Annotated in this window: 3 protein-coding genes; all 3 read right to left on the bottom strand. The window is 71.7% G+C overall.

The annotated features are described in order from the left end of the window. Positions 1 to 7,259, bottom strand: a 7,259-nt coding sequence (locus ABZ990_RS30405; protein WP_361238579.1) for a type I polyketide synthase, incomplete at its 3' end; no start/stop codon positions are given. A gap of 50 nt (positions 7,260 to 7,309) precedes the next feature. Continuing rightward, the gene (locus tag ABZ990_RS30400) at positions 7,310 to 12,205 is read right to left on the bottom strand and encodes a type I polyketide synthase (RefSeq protein WP_361238576.1); all 4,896 of its coding nucleotides are present in this window, start codon (positions 12,203 to 12,205) and stop codon (positions 7,310 to 7,312) included. A 45-nt stretch (positions 12,206 to 12,250) separates the two neighbouring features. Next, on the bottom strand, positions 12,251 to 17,665 hold the full coding sequence (locus ABZ990_RS30395) for a type I polyketide synthase (protein WP_361238573.1): 5,415 nt from the start codon (positions 17,663 to 17,665) through the stop codon (positions 12,251 to 12,253). Positions 17,666 to 17,954: the final 289 nt, after the last annotated feature.

Raw genomic sequence — 17,954 nt, 5'->3', positions numbered from 1 at the left:
TCACCGGTGAGCAACGGAACAACCTCGTCCTCGGAAGCCTGCACCGCCACCATCGCCCCACCGGCGGGCAGCGCCTGCATCAGCCGGCCGCGCGCCGCGACCAGTGCGGCGGCGTCTTCCAGGGACAGCACGCCCGCGACATGCGCGGCGGCCAGTTCACCGATCGAGTGCCCGGCCACAAAGTCGGGGCGCACACCCCACGACTCGACCAGACGGAAGAGCGCCACCTCGACGGCGAACAGCGCCGGCTGGGCGTATTCGGTCCGGTTCAGCAGTTCCTGGTCCTCGCCCCACATCACCTCGCGCAGCGGACGGTCCAGATGCGGATCCAGCTCCGCCACCACAGCGTCGAAGGCGTCGGCGAAGACGGGGAACGCCTCGTGCAGCTCACGCCCCATGCCGATGCGCTGCGCACCCTGCCCCGTGAACAGGAAGGCCGACCGGCCAGCACGCCGGGCATGACCCGACACCACACCAGCACCCGGCTCCCCCGCCGCCAAAGCGGCCAGCCCCCGGAACAACTCCTCCCGGTCACCGCCCACCACCGCCGCGCGGTGCTCAAAAACAGCCCGCGTCGTCGCCAGCGAGAACGCCACATCCCACTCGCCACCATCACCGGCCACAGCAAGCAGCCGCCGCGCCTGCGCCGCCAGCGCGGCCGGCGTCTTACCCGACACCACCCACGGCACCACCGGCACCACCGGCACCGGACCAGCCCCCGACCCCGCCTCAGCCGGTACCTCAGCCGGCGCCTCCGCCGGCACCTCTTCGACGATCACATGCGCATTCGTCCCACTCAGACCAAACGAAGACACACCCGCCCGACGAAGCTCGCCGTTCGGCACCCAGTCACGCGCTTCCGTCAGCAGCTCGACACTGCCCTCACTCCAGTCCACCTGCGACGACGGCGCATCCACATGCAGAGTCCGCGGCAGCACACCATGCCGCATCGCCTCCACCATCTTGATGATGCCCGCCACACCCGCAGCCGCCTGCGTGTGCCCCATGTTCGACTTGATCGAACCCAGCCACAACGGCCGGCCCTCGGGACGGTCCTGACCGTAAGTCGCCAGCAACGCCTGCGCCTCGATCGGGTCACCCAGCACCGTTCCGGTACCGTGCGCCTCCACGGCGTCCACATCCGCCGTCGACAGACCAGCGTTCGCCAACGCCTGCCGAATCACCCGGCGCTGCGACGGACCGTTCGGCGCCGTCAGACCGTTGGACGCACCGTCCTGGTTCACCGCCGACCCACGCACCACCGCCAGCACCGGATGCCCATTACGCCGCGCATCGGAGAGCCGCTCCAGCAGCAGCATGCCGACGCCCTCACCCCAGCCCGTGCCATCGGCCGAGGCCGCGAAGGACCGGCACCGGCCGTCGGAGGCCAGCCCGCGCTGACGGCTGAACTCGACGAACACTTCAGGGGTGGCCATGACCGCGACACCGCCGGCCAGCGCCAGCGAGCACTCACCGGACCGCAGCGACTGCGCCGCCAGGTGCAGGGCGACGAGCGACGACGAGCAGGCCGTGTCGATGGTGACCGAAGGGCCTTCCAGACCGAAGACATAGGACACCCGGCCGGACGCGATCGCGCCGGTGCTGCTGTTGGCCGCGTAGTCGTGGTACATCATCCCGGCGAAGAGGCCGGTCGCACTGCCCTTCAGCGACGCCGGGTCGATCCCGGCACGCTCGAATGCCTCCCAGGCGGACTCCAGCAGCAGGTACTGCTGCGGGTCCATGATCGCGGCCTCGTTGGGGCTGATTCCGAAGAAGGCCGGGTCGAACTCGCCTGCCTCGTGCAGGAAGCCGCCCTCACGGGTGTACGTCGTGCTCGGCCTCTCGGATGAGGGGTCGTACACGCGCTCGATGTCCCAGCCTCGGTTGACCGGGAACTCCGAGACGGCGTCGACACCGTCGGCCACGAGACGCCACAGGTCCTCGGGCGAGCCGACCCCGCCGGGGAAGCGGCAGCTCATCGCCACGATCGCGATCGGGTCGTCCGCGTTCGGGGCCGTCGACACCGTCGACGCCACCGGCGTCACCTGCTCGCCGACGCCGGACAGCTCGTCGAGCAGGTGGCGCGCCAGTACCACCGGCGTCGGGTAGTCGAACGCCAGGGTGGCGGGCAGCCGGACACCGGCCGCCTCGCTCAGCGCGTTGCGGAACTCCACGGCGCTCAGCGAATCGAAGCCCAGCTCGCTGAAGGCCCGGTCCGCGTCCACGGCGTCCGGCCCGGCGTATCCCAGGGTCATCGCGACATGGGTGCGCACGAGTTCCAGCAGCGCGGCCTCACGTTCCTCCGCGTCGAGTCCGGCCAGTCGACGCTCCAGGGCACCGGCCGAGGCCGCGGGGGCCGTGACCACTCCGCGGCGCGCGCGCACCCGGACCAGTCCCCGGAAGAGCGGCGGCAGGTCGTCACCCGCCTGTCCCAGCGTCTTGAGGTCCAGGCGGATGGGCAGCACGGTGGCCGCGTCGACTGTCGTCGCGGTGTCGAACAGAGCGATGCCCTGCTCCTCGGTGAGCGCTCCGATGCCTGTACGGCTCATGCGCTGCAGATCGGCTTCTGTCAGCCCACCGGACATACCGCTCGCCCACAGACCCCAGGCCAGGGACTGCGCGGGCAGGCCCGTGGCCCGCCGGTGCGTCGCCAGCGCGTCGAGGAACGCGTTCGCCGCCGCGTAGTTGCCCTGCCCCGCCACGCCGAGCACACCGGTCGCGGAGGAGAACAGCACGAAGGCCGCGAGGTCCATGCCGCGGGTCAGCTCGTGCAGGTTCAGCGCGGCGTCCACCTTGGGACGCAGCACGGCGTCCATCCGCGCGGGGGTGAGAGCGGTGACCAGGCCGTCGTCCAGTACGCCGGCCAGGTGCACCACGCCGGTGAGCGCCGCCCCGTCCAGCAGGACGGCCAGCGCGTCACGGTCGGCGGCGTCGCACGCCGCGATGGTGACGTCCGCGCCCAGTTCGCGCAGCTCGTCCTGGAGTTCGGCAGCACCCGGCGCGTCCGGGCCACGCCTGCTGGTGAGCAGGAGACTGCGCACGCCGTGCTCGGCGACCAGGTGGCGGGAGACCAGACGCCCCAGCGCGCCGGTCGCCCCGGACACCAGCACCGTGCCGTCGCCGAACGTGGGCCGCTCGGATCCCTGGCCGGTGTCGGGGGTCGCTGCCACGCGGGTGAGTCGCGCCCCGTGCACAACGCCGCCGCGCAGCACCGCCTGCGGTTCGCCGCTCGCGACGATCCGCGTGATCGCCGCCGGATCGTCCATGTCCGCGAGTACGAAGCGGCCGGGATTCTCCAGCTGGGCAGCGCGCACCAGGCCCCACACCGCCGCGCCGGCCAGGTCGGTCACGTCCTCGCCGGGCAGCGCCACGGCGCCGTGGGTCGCGATCACCAGGGTCGAGGTGGCGAAGCGGTCGCCGGCAAGCCAGGACTGCAGCGCGCCGAGCACCCGGTTGGCGGTCGCGTGCACCGCGTCGGCGGCCATGCCCGGTTCGCAGGTCAGCACCACGACGTCGGGGACGGCGCCTTCGGCGGGGAGGGTGTCCCATTCGGTCACCGACGCCATGACCGGGGCGGTCGGCACGGGCGTCCACTCAAGACCGAACAGCGAGTCGTGGAAGGCGGTACGGGCGGCGGCGAGCTGCTGCGCCGAGACCGCACGCAGCACCAGCGATTCCACCGAGAGCACCGGCCGTCCGGTCCCGTCGGCGACGGTGAGGGTGATGCCGGCCGCGCCCGCGGGAGCGAGTCGCACCCGCACGCTCGCGGCGCCCGCGGCGTGCAGCCGCACACCGGACCAGGCGAAAGGCAGGACCGGTCCGTCGGCTTCGTCGAACATGCCGGTGAACATCGCCGCGTGCAGCGACGCGTCGAGCAGTGCCGGGTGCAGGCCGAAGCCGTCGGCTCCGCGCGCGGCCTGCTGCGGCAGGGACACCTCGGCGAACACCTCGGCGCCGGACTTCCACGCCGCGGTCAGACCGCGGAACACCGGCCCGTAGGCAAGGCCTGCCCCGGCAAGCTCGTCGTAGAGGCCGTCGACATCCACGGGCTCCGCGCCGGCCGGCGGCCACTGGGCCAGATCGGCGGGAGCGACAGCGGCGGCCGAGGTCAGCAGACCGTCGGCGTGCTTGGTCCACGGCAGATCCGGCTGGTCCTCGGGGCGGGAGTGGAGGGTCACCGTACGCCGTCCGGCCGCGTCCGGGGACCCGACCACGACCTGGACCTGCACACCACCACGCGCCGGGAGCACCAGCGGCGCCTCGAGGGTCAGCTCCTCCAGCGCCCCGCAGCCGACCTGGTCGCCCGCCCGGATCGCCAGCTCGACGAAGCCCGTGCCGGGGAACAGGATCGAGTCGCCGACCATGTGGTCGGCGAGCCAGGGCTGGGCGGCCGGGGAGAGCCGACCCGTGAGCACGGCACCGTCCGAATCGGCCAGCATCACCGCAGCACCGAGCAGGGGGTGCCCGGCCGCCGCGAGTCCCGCGGCCGCGATGTCGCGCAGCTCGCCGCCGGTGTACTCCTGGGTGTCGACCCAGTAGCGCTCGTGCTGGAAGGCGTACGTCGGCAGGTCGACGCGGCGGGCACCGGTCCCGGCGAAGAACGCCCGCCAATCCACCGACACCCCGACCACGTGCAGCCGCGCCAACGCCGCCACCACCGAGGCAGGTTCCGGCCGGCCCCGGCGTACCGACGCCACCAGCACCGCGTCCTCGGACGCCACACTCGACTGGGCCATCCCGGTCAGCACACCGTCCGGGCCCAGCTCCAGGAAGACCGACACACCCCGGTCCTCCAACTGCCGGACCGCATCGGCGAAACGCACCGCCTCACGCACGTGGCGGACCCAGTACTCCGGCGAACCCAGCTCATTGGTACCCGCCAGCTCCCCGGTCAGGGTCGAGACCACCGGGAACCGCGCCGCCCCATAGACCAGGCTCTCCGCGACCGCGCGGAACTCCTCCAGCATCGGCTCCATCAACGGCGAGTGGAAGGCATGCGAGACCTGCAGTCGACTCGTCTTACGCTCCAGCCCCGCGAAGTGCGCGGCAACCTCCAGCACCGCCGCCTCCGCACCAGAGACCACCACCGATGAGGGGCCGTTCACCGCGGCGATGCTCACCTCACCGGTCAGCAGCGGAACAACCTCGTCCTCCGCCGCCTCCAGCGCCACCATCGCCCCGCCGGCGGGCAGGGCCTGCATCAACCGGCCACGTGCGGCGACCAGCTTCGCGGCATCCGCGAGGGACAGCACGTCGGCGACATGCGCGGCAGCCAGCTCACCAATCGAATGCCCGGCCACAAAGTCGGGGCGCACACCCCACGACTCCACCAGCCGGAACAACGCCACCTCAACCGCGAACAACGCCGGCTGGGCATATCCCGTCCGGTTCAGCAGCTCCTGGTCCTCACCCCACACCACCTCACGCAGCGGACGGTCCAGATGCGGATCCAGGGCAGCGAGGGCCGCATCGAACGCCTCGGCGAACACCGGGAACACGGCATGCAGCTCACGCCCCATGCCGATGCGCTGCGCACCCTGCCCCGTGAACAAGAACGCGGTGGAACCCGTGGTGGCCACCCCTCGGACGACGCCGGCACGGATGTCGTCGGCGGCGAGTGCGGCAAGACCGCTCAGGCCACCGTCGCGGTCGTCCGCGAGCACCACGGCGCGGTGTTCCAGTGCCGCGCGGGAAGTCGCCAGAGAGTAGGCGGTGTCGAGCGATGTCTCGGCACCGGCGGCAAGGTGGTCGTGAATGCGCTCGGCCTGCGCGCGCAGCGCGTTGGCGCCACGTCCCGACACGAGCCAGGGCAGCGGGAAGCCGACCGGCTTTCCTGCCGGGCCCGGGTCCTGTGCCGGGGCTTCCTCCTCGGCTTCCGGTGCCTGCTCGATGATGATGTGCGCGTTGGTTCCGCTCACGCCGAACGAGGAGATGCCCGCACGGCGGGGGTGCGCGTTCTCCGGCCACTCCCGGGCCTCGGTCAGCAGCCGTACGTCGCCCGCCGCCCAGTCGAGGTGTGTGGACGGCTCGTCCACGTGCAGCGTCTTGGGCAGCACACCGTGCTGTATGGCCTTGACCATCTTGATGACCGAGCCGACGCCGGCGGCGGCCTGGGCGTGGCCCATGTTCGACTTGATGGAGCCCAGCCACAGCGGCCGGCCCTCGGGACGGTCCTGGCCGTAGGTCGCCAGCAACGCCTGGGCTTCGATCGGGTCGCCCAGCGTGGTGCCGGTGCCGTGTCCCTCGACGACGTCGATCTGGGAGGCCGGAACCCGGGCGTTGGCCAGTGCCTGCCGGATCACCTTCTGCTGTGCACGACCGCTGGGCGCGGTCAGGCCGTTGGACGCGCCGTCCTGGTTCACCGCCGAACCGCGCACCACCGCCAGCACCGGATGCCCGTTGCGCCGGGCGTCGGACAACCGCTCCACCAGCAGCACGCCCACGCCCTCGGCCCAGCCGGTGCCGTCGGCGGCGTCGGCGAACGACTTGCACCGGCCGTCGGGGGCGAGTCCGCGCTGCTTGCTGAAGGCGATGAAGGGGGACGGCGTAGACATGACCATGACGCCGCCGACCAGCGCCAGTGTGCATTCCTTCTGCCGCAGGGCCTGCACGGCCAGGTGCAGTGCGACGAGCGACGACGAACAGGCGGTGTCCACGGTGAGCGCCGGGCCCTCCAGGCCCAGCGCGTACGACACCCGCCCGGCGATGACCGCGGCGGCGTTGCCGGTGGTCATGTACGCCTCGGCGATCTCCGGCACGGCGCCCAGCAGGTACTCGTAGTCCTGGATGCCCGAGCCGGCGAACACGCCCACCTGCGTGCCGCGCGCCGACTCCGGGTCGATACCGGCCCGCTCGAGCGCCTCCCAGGACGCCTCGAGAATCAGTCGCTGCTGGGGGTCCATCCCCAGGGCTTCCTTGGGGCTGATGCCGAAGAACCCCGCGTCGAAGTCGCCCGCGTCATGGACGAAGCCGCCTTCGTGCACGTAGCTCGTTCCGGTCCGCGTCGGCTCCTCGCCGCGCAACTGGTCGAGATTCCAGCCACGGTCGGTGGGGAACTGGGAGACCGCGTCCCGGCCGTCGGCGACCAACTGCCACAGATCCTCGGGCGAGCCGACCCCGCCGGGGTAGCGGCAGCTCATCGCCACGATGGCGATCGGTTCCTGGTCCTGGCTCTCGACCTCCTGCAACCGCCGCTTGGTCTGGTGCAGGTCAGCGGTGACGCGCTTGAGGTAGTCGAGGAGCTTGTCGTCGTTCGCCATCTTGAGTTCCCACCGAGTTCTTTTGATCGGAAAGCTGTTCGTGCACTCGATCAGGCGAGGCCGAGTTCCTTGTCGATGAAGTCGAAGAGGTCGTCGGCGGACGCGGCCTCGAGCCGGTCGCCGACATCACCGCCGCCGGACCCGCTGATGGTCTCGGTCAGCCGACCCACCAGGGCTTGCAGACGGGCGGTGATCTGGGTGTGCTCGATCTCCTCGGCGGACAGTGCCGCCGCCGCCGCCTCCAGGCGGTCCAGCTGGGCGAGCACCGGCAGCGCGCCGCTGTCGCCGCCCTGGCAGAGCTCCGCACGCAGGTAGTCGGCGAGCGCGGCAGGGCTGGGGTGGTCGAACACCATGCTGGTCGGCAGCTTGCGGCCGGTCGCGGCGTTGAGCTGGGTCCGCAGGTTGACCGCTGTCACGGAGTCGAAGCCGAGGTCCTCGAAGGCACGTCCCGGTTCGACGTCCGAGGGATCGTCGTAGCCGAGCAGGGCGCCCGCGTGGGTGCGCACCAGGTCCAGCAGCGTCTTGCGCTGCTCGACTTCCGACATGCCGGCGAGCTGGTCCACGAGCGCCGCCCCACCGGGGGAGGCGGTCTCGTCGCCGTCGTCGAGGGCGGCGCGGACCTCGGGGAGCGCGTCGATCAGCGGGCGCGGGCGGGCGAGCGTGTAGGTGGGCGCGAAGCGCGCCCAGTCGAACTCGGCCACGACGGCGTACGGCTCCGAGAGGCCGAGCAACCGGCGCAGCGCTCCGATCGCCAGGGCGGGAGCCATGGCGGGGGCGCCGATGCGCCGCATCATCGCGCCGAGTTCGGCGTCGACCATGCCGCTGTCCCATGAGCCCCAGGCGATCGACGTCGCGACGAGACCGCGGGCCCTGCGCTGGTGGGCCAGGCCGTCCAGGAAGGCATTGGCGCTGCCGTAGGCGGTCTGGCCGGCGCTGCCCCACAGTGCCGCGCCGGAGGAGAAGAGCACGAACGCGTCGAGTCCGGTGTCCCCGAGCAGCTCGTCCAGGTGCCGCGCACCGCCGGTCTTGGCTGCGCCGACCTCGGCGAATTCGGCCAGGGAGAGTTCCCCGATCGGTGCCACCCGCTGCGCCACTCCGGCTGCGTGCACCACGGCGGTGAGCGGCCGCTTCGCGTCCGCCTTGAGGGTGGTGAGCAGCGCGCGCACCGACTCGCGGTCGGCGATGTCGCATGCCTCGATGGTGACCTCGGCCCCCAGCCCGCGCAGTTCCCCGGCGAGTTCGGCGGCCCCTTCGGCGGCCGGGCCACGACGGCTGGTGAGCACCAGGTGCTCCGCGCCTTCGGCGGCCAGCATGCGGGCGACGTGGGCGCCGAGCCCGCCGGTGCCGCCGGTGATCAGCACGGTTCCGCGGGGGCGCCAGGCGTCGGCGGCGGTCTCCGGGTCGACCGCGCGCACCATGCGGCGGCCGAAGACGCCGCTCCGCCGGATGGCCAGCTGGTCCTCTTCGACGGCGCCGGAGAGCGCGTCGCACAGTCGCTGTACGGCCCGCTCGTCCCCGGCGTCGCGGGGCAGGTCGACGATGCCGCCCCAGGTCTCGGGGGCTTCGAGGGCAAGCCCGGCGGCCAGGCCCCATATCGAGGTCTGCGGGGGGCTGGTGAGGTCACCGGGGCCGTCGACGGCGACCGCGCCGGTGGTGACGCACCACAGGGGCGCGTTCCAGCCGAGGTCGCCCAGGGCCTGTACCAGTGCCACGGTGTCGGCGCATCCCTGGGACAGCGCGCTGTGCCGCGGGTGCGGACGCTCGTCCAGTGCCAGCAGGGACAGCACCCCGGCGAGGGTCTGTCCGCCCGCGCGCTCGGCGAGCAGGCCGGCCAGTCCGGCACGGTCGGCGTCGCTCGCCTCGACGGCGATCACCTGCGCGCCCCGGCCCTTGAGAGCGTCGGTGACGGCGGCCGGCAGGGCCTCCGTCCGTCCGTCCGCGGGCTGGACGACAAGCCAGGTTCCGGTCAGCGGGGGCGCGGTCGGCTCGGTGACGCGCGCCCAGCCGACGCCGTACCGCAACGCGTCCACCGCGGACTCCTCGCGGCGGCGGTGGCGCCACGCCGTGATGGCGGGGAGGACGGGCGCGAGCGCGTCCTCGTCGATGCCGAGCCGCTGGGCCAGTGCCGAGGCGTCCTCTCGTTCCACGGCGTCCCAGAAGGCGGTGTCGAACGAGTCGGCGGCCGTGGTCGTCCGGTCGCCGGTGGGAGCGGTGTCGTCGGTCCAGTAGTACCGGTGCTGGAAGGTGTAGGTCGGCAGCTCCACTCGCCGGGCTCCGCGACCGGCGAAGAACGCGGGCCAGTCCACGAAGACACCGCGGGTATGGGCCAGTGTCACCGCAGTGACGAGTTCGCGTTCCTCTTCGTGGCCACGACGCAGCACCGGTGCGAAGACCGCGCGGTCGTCGGCGTCGGTGAGGCAGTCGGTTCCCATCCCGCTGAGCACTCCGTCCGGGCCCAGCTCCAGGAAGACCGTCACACCCCGGTCCTCCAACTGCCGGACCGCGTCCGCGAAGCGCACCGCCTCACGTACGTGGCGGACCCAGTACTCCGGCGAGCCCAACTCGTTGGTACCCGCCAGCTCCCCGGTCAGGGTCGAGACCACCGGGAACCGCGCCGTGCCAAAGGTCAAGCTCTCCGCGACGCGGCGGAACTCGTCGAGCATCGGCTCCATCAACGGCGAATGGAACGCGTGCGAGACCTGCAGTCGACTCGTCTTACGCCCCTGCGCCCGCAGCTTCTCCTCGATGGCCAGCACAGCCTCCTCGGCGCCCGAGAGCACCACCGATGAGGGGCCGTTCACCGCGGCGATGCTCACCTGGCCGGTCAGCAGCGGCAGCACCTCGTCCTCGGAAGCCTGCACCGCCACCATCGCCCCACCAGCCGGCAACGCCTGCATCAACCGGCCACGGGCAGCGACCAGCTTCGCGGCGTCCACGAGCGACAGCACGTCGGCGACATGCGCGGCAGCCAGCTCACCGATCGAATGCCCCGCCAGGAAGTCCGGGCGCACACCCCACGACTCGACCAGACGGAACAACGCCACCTCGACGGCGAACAACGCCGGCTGGGCATAGCCGGTCCGGTTCAGCAGCTCCTGATCCTCACCCCACACCACCTCACGCAGCGAACGGTCCAGATGCAGATCCAGCTCCGCCACCACAGCGTCGAACGCCTCCGCGAACACCGGGAACACGGCATGCAACTCACGCCCCATACCGATGCGCTGCGCACCCTGCCCCGTGAACAAGAACGCGGTGAGCCCATCGCGCTGAGCGACCCCGCTGACGATTCCACCGGCCGGACGGCCCTCGGCCAGGGCGTTCAGGGCGCGGGTGAACTCGTCACGGTCGGCCGCCACCACCACCGCGCGGTGTTCGAGCGCGGCGCGGGTGGTCGCCAGTGAGAAGCCGAGGTCGAGCATGCTCGTCTCGGGATGGGCGGCGACGTGGGCCGCGAGCGCGGCGGCCTGGTCGGCGACCGCTTCCGGCTTCCGGGCGGAGACCTGCAACGGCACCACGGTGGCGCCCGCCTGGGTGGCTCCCGCCTGGGTGACGGGGGTCTCCGTGCCGCCGTCCTCGGGGGCCGGCTCCGCCGGGGCTGCCTCGATGATCACGTGCGCGTTGGTGCCGCTCATGCCGAAGGACGAGACACCCGCCCGGCGTGGCCGTCCGGTGTCCGGCCAGGCGATCTGCTCGGTGAGCAGCTTGACGTTGCCCGCGGTCCAGTCCACCGCCGGTGTCGGCTCGTCCACGTGCAGGGTCTTCGGCAGCACACCGTGCCGCATGGCCTGCACCATCTTGATGACGCCGCCCACGCCGGCCGCCGCCTGCGCGTGTCCGATGTTCGACTTGAAGGAGCCCAGCCACATCGGCTGGTCGGCGGGACGATCCTGACCGTACGTCGCCAGCAGCGCCTGCGCCTCGATCGGGTCGCCCAGGCGGGTTCCCGTGCCGTGTGCCTCGACCGCGTCGACATCCGCGGTGGACAGCTGGGCGTCCGCCAGTGCCTGGCGGATCACTCGCTGCTGGGCGGGGCCGTTCGGCGCCGTCAGGCCGTTGGACGCTCCGTCGGAGTTCACCGCGGAGCCGCGCACCACGGCCAGCACCGGGTGTCCGTTGCGCCGGGCGTCGGAGAGCCGCTCGACCAGCAGCATTCCCACGCCCTCCGCCCACGTGGTGCCGTCGGCGGCCGCGGCGAAGGACTTGCACCGGCCGTCCGGAGCGAGGCCGCGGTCCTGGCTGAAGCCGACGAACGAGGAGGGGTGTGCCATCACGGTGACGCCGCCGGCCAGGGCCATCGAGCACTCGCCCGCCCGTACGGACCTGATCGCCCAGTGCAGGGCCACGAGTGACGAGGAACAGGCCGTGTCCACCGTGATGGCGGGCCCTTCGAGGCCCAGCACATAGGCCACCCGGCCGGACGCGACGCTGGCCATCCCGCTGGTGCCGCCGCCCACCGCGTAGTCGTGGTACACGACCCCGGCGAACACTCCCGTGCGGCTTCCCTTGAGCGAGGTCGGGTCGATCCCGGCCTGCTCGAGTGCCTCCCAGGACGTCTCCAGGAGGAGCCGCTGCTGCGGGTCGGTGTCGCGCGCCTCACGCGGACTGATCTTGAAGAAGTCGGCGTCGAAGTCACCCGCGTCGTGCAGGAAGCCGCCTTCGCGACAGTAGGTCTTGCCGGGGGTCGACGGTTCGGGATCGTAGAGCCCGTCGAGGTCCCAGCCTCGGTTGTCCGGGAAGTACGAAATCCCGTCGGTTCCCGAGGCCACGAAGTCCCACAGCCCCTCCGGGGAGGTGATCCCGCCGGGGAAGCGGCAGCTCATCGAGACGATGGCGACCGGTTCGTGCTGGCGGGACTCGACCTCACGCAACCGCCTCTTGGTCTGCTGGAGGTCGGTGGTGGCGCGCTTGAGGTAATCCCTGAGTTTGTCTTCGTTGCTGCTCATGGAACCTGAACCAATCTCAGAACTGTTCGAGTGGGAGGGTCTCGGCTACGAAAGTCCGAGTTCGCTGTCGAGCACCTCGAACAGCTCGTCATCGGTCACCGCGTCGTAGTCGTCGGTGGTCCGGTCGGGCACCGGACCGCCGTGCGCGTCATGCCACTTGCGCAGCAGTGCCTCCAACCGTGCGGTGATCGTGGTGCGGTGTGATTCCTCGGTGGGCGGGAGCGCCGTGAGTGCGGCCTCCAGCCGCTCCAGTTCGGCGAGTACGGGCCGGGCCGGATCCCCGTCCGACGGCTCGATCTCCTCGTTCAGGTACTCGGTCACGATGCGGGCGGTCGGATAGTCGAAGATCAGCGTGGCCGGCAGGTTCAGTCCTGTGGCCGCGCTCAGTCGCCTGCGCAGTTCGACGGCTGCGAGGGAGTCGAAGCCCAGTTCCTGGAAGGCCCGGTCCGGTTCGATGGACTCGGACGACGCGTGTCCGAGCACCGCCGCCACATTCCTGCGCACCTCTTCCAGCAGCGCGCGGACACGCTCGTCGGCGGTGAGCTGTCCGAGCCTCTTGCGCAGGTCCGCGCCGCTCTCCTGGCGGGCGAGCTGCCCGGCGGGAACCCGCACCAGTGCGCGCAGGACCGGTGGGAGCTCCTGAGATCCGGCCCGCAATACGGTGTGATCCAGCCGGATCGGCGCGACCGCCGGCGCGTCGGCGCGCAGAGCGTCGTCGAACAGTGCCAGGGCGTCGTGCGTGCCCAGGGCGGGCAGGCCGACACGGGCAAGCAGGTCGCGCCGCGCCGCCTCGGTCGCTTCCTCCCAGGGGCCGAACGCGATCGACAGGCCGGGCAGTCCCAGCGCCGTGCGGTGGGCGGCCAGAGCGTCGAGGAAGGCGTTGGCCGCCGCGAATCCGGCCTGTCCCGTGTTGTGCATGAGTGCGGCGGAGGAGGAGAGCAGGACGAACGCGGCCAGGTCCCGGTCGCGGGTGAGCTCGTGCAGGTGCCACGCCGCGTCGACCTTGGTCCGCAGCACCTCGGTGAGCTTCTCCGAGGTCAGCGCGTCGAGGAGCGCGTTGTCCATGGCTCCGTCGGCATGCACCACGGCGGTCAGCGGGTACTCGTCCGGCAGACCGTCGATCAGAGCGGCGAGCGCCTCACGGTCGGCGGGATCGACGGCGGCGAGGGTGACGTCGGGACCGAGCGCGGTCAGGTCGGTGGCGATTTCCGTACCGGGTTCGCCGGTCAGCACCAACCGCCGGACCCCGTATGCGGCGACCAGATGGCGGGCGATCAGCGTCCCCACGCCGCTGGTGCCACCGATGACCAGTACGGTCCCCTCGGCCAGGTCGGGCCGGGGGCCGGACACGGTCGTCTTCACCAGCCGGGGCAGCAGCACCGTGCCGGTTCGTACGGCCAGCTCCGCCTCTCCGGTGGCGAGCGCGGCCGGCAGCGCGTGGCGGGACTCCGCCGCGTGATCGACGTCGAGCAGCACCAGCCGGTCCGGGTGCTCGGCCTGCGCGGCACGTACCAGGCCCCACACCGGAGCCTGGGTCAGCTTGGGGACGACAGCACCACGAGTGACGACGACCAGCTTGGTTCCGGCGGCGGACAGCGCATCGTCTTCGGCCAGCCATGCGCGGATCGTGTCCAGCACCGTCTCCAGGACCGAACGGACGTCGGCGGGCTCGTGTCCCGCGAGTTCAGGGCCGCAGTACAGGGCGTACTTCGGGGCCTCGAGCCCGGCGACGACCGCGGCCGCGAGCCCGGCGGGATCGTCGTAGGCGGGCACCTCGTCGCCGAGGCCGAGCCCGTCCGCGCCGAGCACCGCGAGACCGGTGCCGGTGGACGGACCTGGCACCGGGAGGGGCGCCGGGACCCAGTCCAGCCGGAAGAGCGTGTCGGGCCGGCCGGTCGTCGTGAGCTTGTCGGTGGGGACGGCCCGGGAGACGACGGAGTCCACGGAGAGCACCGGCCGGCCCGCGGGGTCGGCCAGGATCAGGGTGGATCCGCCGTCGGTGGCGGGCGCGACCCGCACCCGCACGGTCGAGGCGCCCGCCGCGTACACCCGGACGCCCGTCCAGGTCGCCGGCAGCATCGGGGCGTCGCCGGACCGGTTGATCAGGTCCAGTTGGACAGCCGCGTCGAGCAGCGCGGGGTGGATGCCGAACCGCTCGGCGTCGGCTTGGGCGTGCTCGGGCAGCGTGACCTCGGCGAACAGCTCCTCGCCGCGCCGCCAGGCCGCGTTCAGGCCCTGGAACACCGGACCGTAGCCATGGCCGCGGGCGAACAGGAAGTTGTGCCCGTCGGCAACGTCAAGCTCTTCCGCACCGGGCGGCGGCCACTGGGTGAGGCCGGCGGGCGGCTCGGTCGCGTCGGGGACGAGTACGCCGGTCGCATGCCGGGTCCACGGCAGCTCCGGGTCGTCGCCGCGCGAGTGGATGGTCAGTGTCCGGGCGCCGTCCCCGTCCGGCGCGCCCAGGACGACGCGGAGCGCGACCCCGCCGCGCTCGGGCAGCACCAGCGGCTCGTCGGCGGTCAGTTCGCGCAGCACCGGGCAGCCGGCCCGGTCGCCCGCCAGCATCGAGAGTTCGACCAGTCCGGCACCGGGGAACACCACGGTGCCGAGCACGTCGTGGTCCTCCAGCCAGGGCTGCCGGTCGCGGGAGAGCCTGCCGGTCAGCAGGATGTCCTCGGTGCCGGGAACCGTCACGAAGCCACCGAGGATCGGGTGTTCCACCGCGTCCACGCCGATGCCGGACGGGTCGCCGCCGACGGCGACCGCGTTCATCCAGTAGCGCTCGTGTTGGAAGGCGTACGTGGGCAGGTCGACGCGGCGGGCGCCGGTCCCGGCGAAGAACGCCTTCCAGTCCACCGGCACTCCGGTCACGTGCAACCGCGCCAGCGCGGCCACCACCGAGGCGGGCTCCGGCCGGCCCCGGCGCACCGACGCCACCAACACCGCGTCCTCGGACGCCACACTCGCCTGCGCCATCCCGGTCAACACACCATCCGGGCCCAGCTCCAGGAAGACCGACACACCCCGGTCCTCCAACTGACGCACCGCGTCCGCGAAACGCACCGCCTCACGCACGTGGCGAACCCAGTACTCCGGCGAGCCCAGCTCATTGGAGGCCGCCAGCTCCCCCGTGAGGGTCGAGACCACCGGGAACCGCGCCGTGCCAAAGGTCAAGCTCTCGGCGACGCGGCGGAACTCGTCCAACATCGGTGCCATCAACGGCGAGTGGAAGGCGTGCGACACCGCCAGTCTGCTGGTCTTACGCCCCTGTGCCCGCAGCTTCTCCTCGATGGCCAGCACGGCCTCCTCGGCGCCCGAGAGCACCACCGATGAGGGGCCGTTGACGGCAGCGATGCTCACCTCGCCGGCGACCAACGGAACAACCTCGTCCTCCGATGCCTGCACCGCCACCATCGCCCCACCCGCCGGCAGGGCCTGCATCAGCCGGCCACGAGCAGCGACCAACTTCGCCGCGTCCGCGAGGGACAGCACACCCGCGACATGCGCGGCGGCCAGTTCACCGATCGAATGCCCGGCCACAAAGTCGGGGCGCACACCCCACGACTCCACCAGACGGAAGAGCGCCACCTCGACCGCGAACAACGCCGGCTGGGCATAGCCGGTCCGGTTCAGCAGCTCCTGATCCTCACCCCACACCACCTCACGCAGCGAACGGTCCAGATGCGGATCCAACTCCGCCACCACAGCGTCGAACGCCTCCGCGAACACCGGGAACACGGCATGCAACTCACGCCCCATACCGATGCGCTGCGCACCCTGTCCGGTGAACAGGAACGCCGACCGGCCAGCACGCCGGGCATGACCCGACACCACACCAGCCCCCGGCTCCCCCGCCGCCAGAGCGGACAGGCCCCGCAACAACTCCCCCCGGTCACCGCCCACCACCGCCGCACGGTGGTTCAGGGCCGATCGAGTGGTGAGGAGGGAGAACGCCACATCCCGCGGGTCCAGCCCGGCGCCGGCCTCAACGAACGACAGCAGCCGCCGTGCCTGTGCCGCCAACGCGGCCGGCGTCTTACCCGACACCACCCACGGCACCACCGGCACCGGCACCTCAGCCGGTACCTCAGCCGGCACCTCCGCCGGCACCTCCTCGACGATCACATGCGCATTCGTCCCACTCAGACCAAACGAAGACACACCCGCCCGACGCGGCCGCCCCGACTCCGGCCACTGCCGGTTCTCCGTCAGCAGCTCGACACTGCCCTCGCTCCAGTCCACCTGCGGCGACGGCGCATCCACATGCAAAGTCCGCGGCAGCACACCATGCCGCATGGCCTCCACCATCTTGATGACACCGGCGACACCCGCCGCGGCCTGGGCGTGGCCCATGTTCGACTTGATCGAACCCAGCCACAACGGCCGGTCGGCGGGACGATCCTGACCGTAAGTCGCCAACAACGCCTGCGCCTCGATCGGGTCACCCAGGCGGGTTCCCGTGCCATGTGCCTCGACCACGTCGACATCCGCGGTGGACAGCTGGGCGTCCGCCAGTGCCTGCCGGATCACTCGCTGCTGGGCGGGGCCGTTCGGCGCCGTCAGGCCGTTGGACGCACCGTCCTGGTTCACCGCCGAACCGCGCACCACCGCCAGCACCTGGTGGCCGTTGCGCCGGGCGTCGGACAACCGCTCCAGCAGCAGCATGCCGACGCCTTCGGAGCAGGCGACTCCGTCGGCCGCGGCGGCGAACGACTTCGACCGGCCGTCAGAGGCCAGTCCGCGCTGGTTGCTGAAGTACACGAACATGTCCGGCGTCGACATCACGGTCACACCGCCCGCCAGGGCAAGGTCGCAGTCCCCGCGTCGCAGGGAGTGGGCCGCCCAGTGCAAGGCCACCAAGGACGACGAGCAGGCCGTGTCGACGCTGACGGCAGGGCCCTCAAGGCCGAGCGTGTACGCGACCCGGCCGGACACCACGCTGCCGGCCGTGGTGCTGCCCGCCTCGTTGCCCAGCGCGTAGTCGTGGTACATGACCCCCGCGAAGACGCCGGTCGAGCTGCCCTTCAAGGACACCGGGTCGATCCCGGCACGCTCCAGCGCTTCCCAGGACGTCTCCAGCAGCAGCCGCTCCTGGGGGTCCATGGCCAGCGCCTCGTTGGGGCTGATCCCGAAGAAGTCCGGGTCGAACCGCGCCGCGTCGTGCAGGAAGCCGCCCTCGCGGGAATACGTCTTGCCGGGCTTGCCGGGCTCCGGGTCGTAGACGCCTTCGTCCCAGCCGCGGTCGGCCGGGAACTGCGAGACGGCGTCGACTCCGGCGTCGACCAGCCGCCACAGGTCCTCGGGGGAAGCCACATCGCCGGGATAGCGGCAGGCCATTCCGACGATCGCGATCGGCTCGTCCTGGTTCTGCCGCTCGGCCTCGGCGAGTCGCTTACGCGCGTCACGCAGGTCGGCAGTGGCTCTTTTGAGGTATTCCAGAAGCCTCTGCTCGTTGCTCACCGGGGCCCACTCCTAACAGTCGAGAAACTCTGGCAGCAGCCGGGATCAGGGGGGCACCGGGCATTCCGCTTAGATTTCTCGGTGCCGATCGATGCCCGTTGAACTGTTCGTCGAACGGGACTTCACTGCGCCCCGGCGCCCCTTCGAGCGGGGTCTTGAAACAACTGGAACGCTACTGAGGCCCCCTAGGGGATCCAACCCTTAGCTCACCCCAGTCACCCCTAGTACGACGGCCGGGTCGCCCTGATGGTGCTGGCCATGGTCGTGGCGGGCGAGGTCGTCGGCGAGG

Source organism: Streptomyces sp. NPDC046203 (assembly GCF_040646255.1).
Classification (GTDB): Bacteria; Actinomycetota; Actinomycetes; order Streptomycetales; family Streptomycetaceae; genus Streptomyces.
This window is presented reverse-complemented; position numbering and strand designations above follow the sequence as displayed.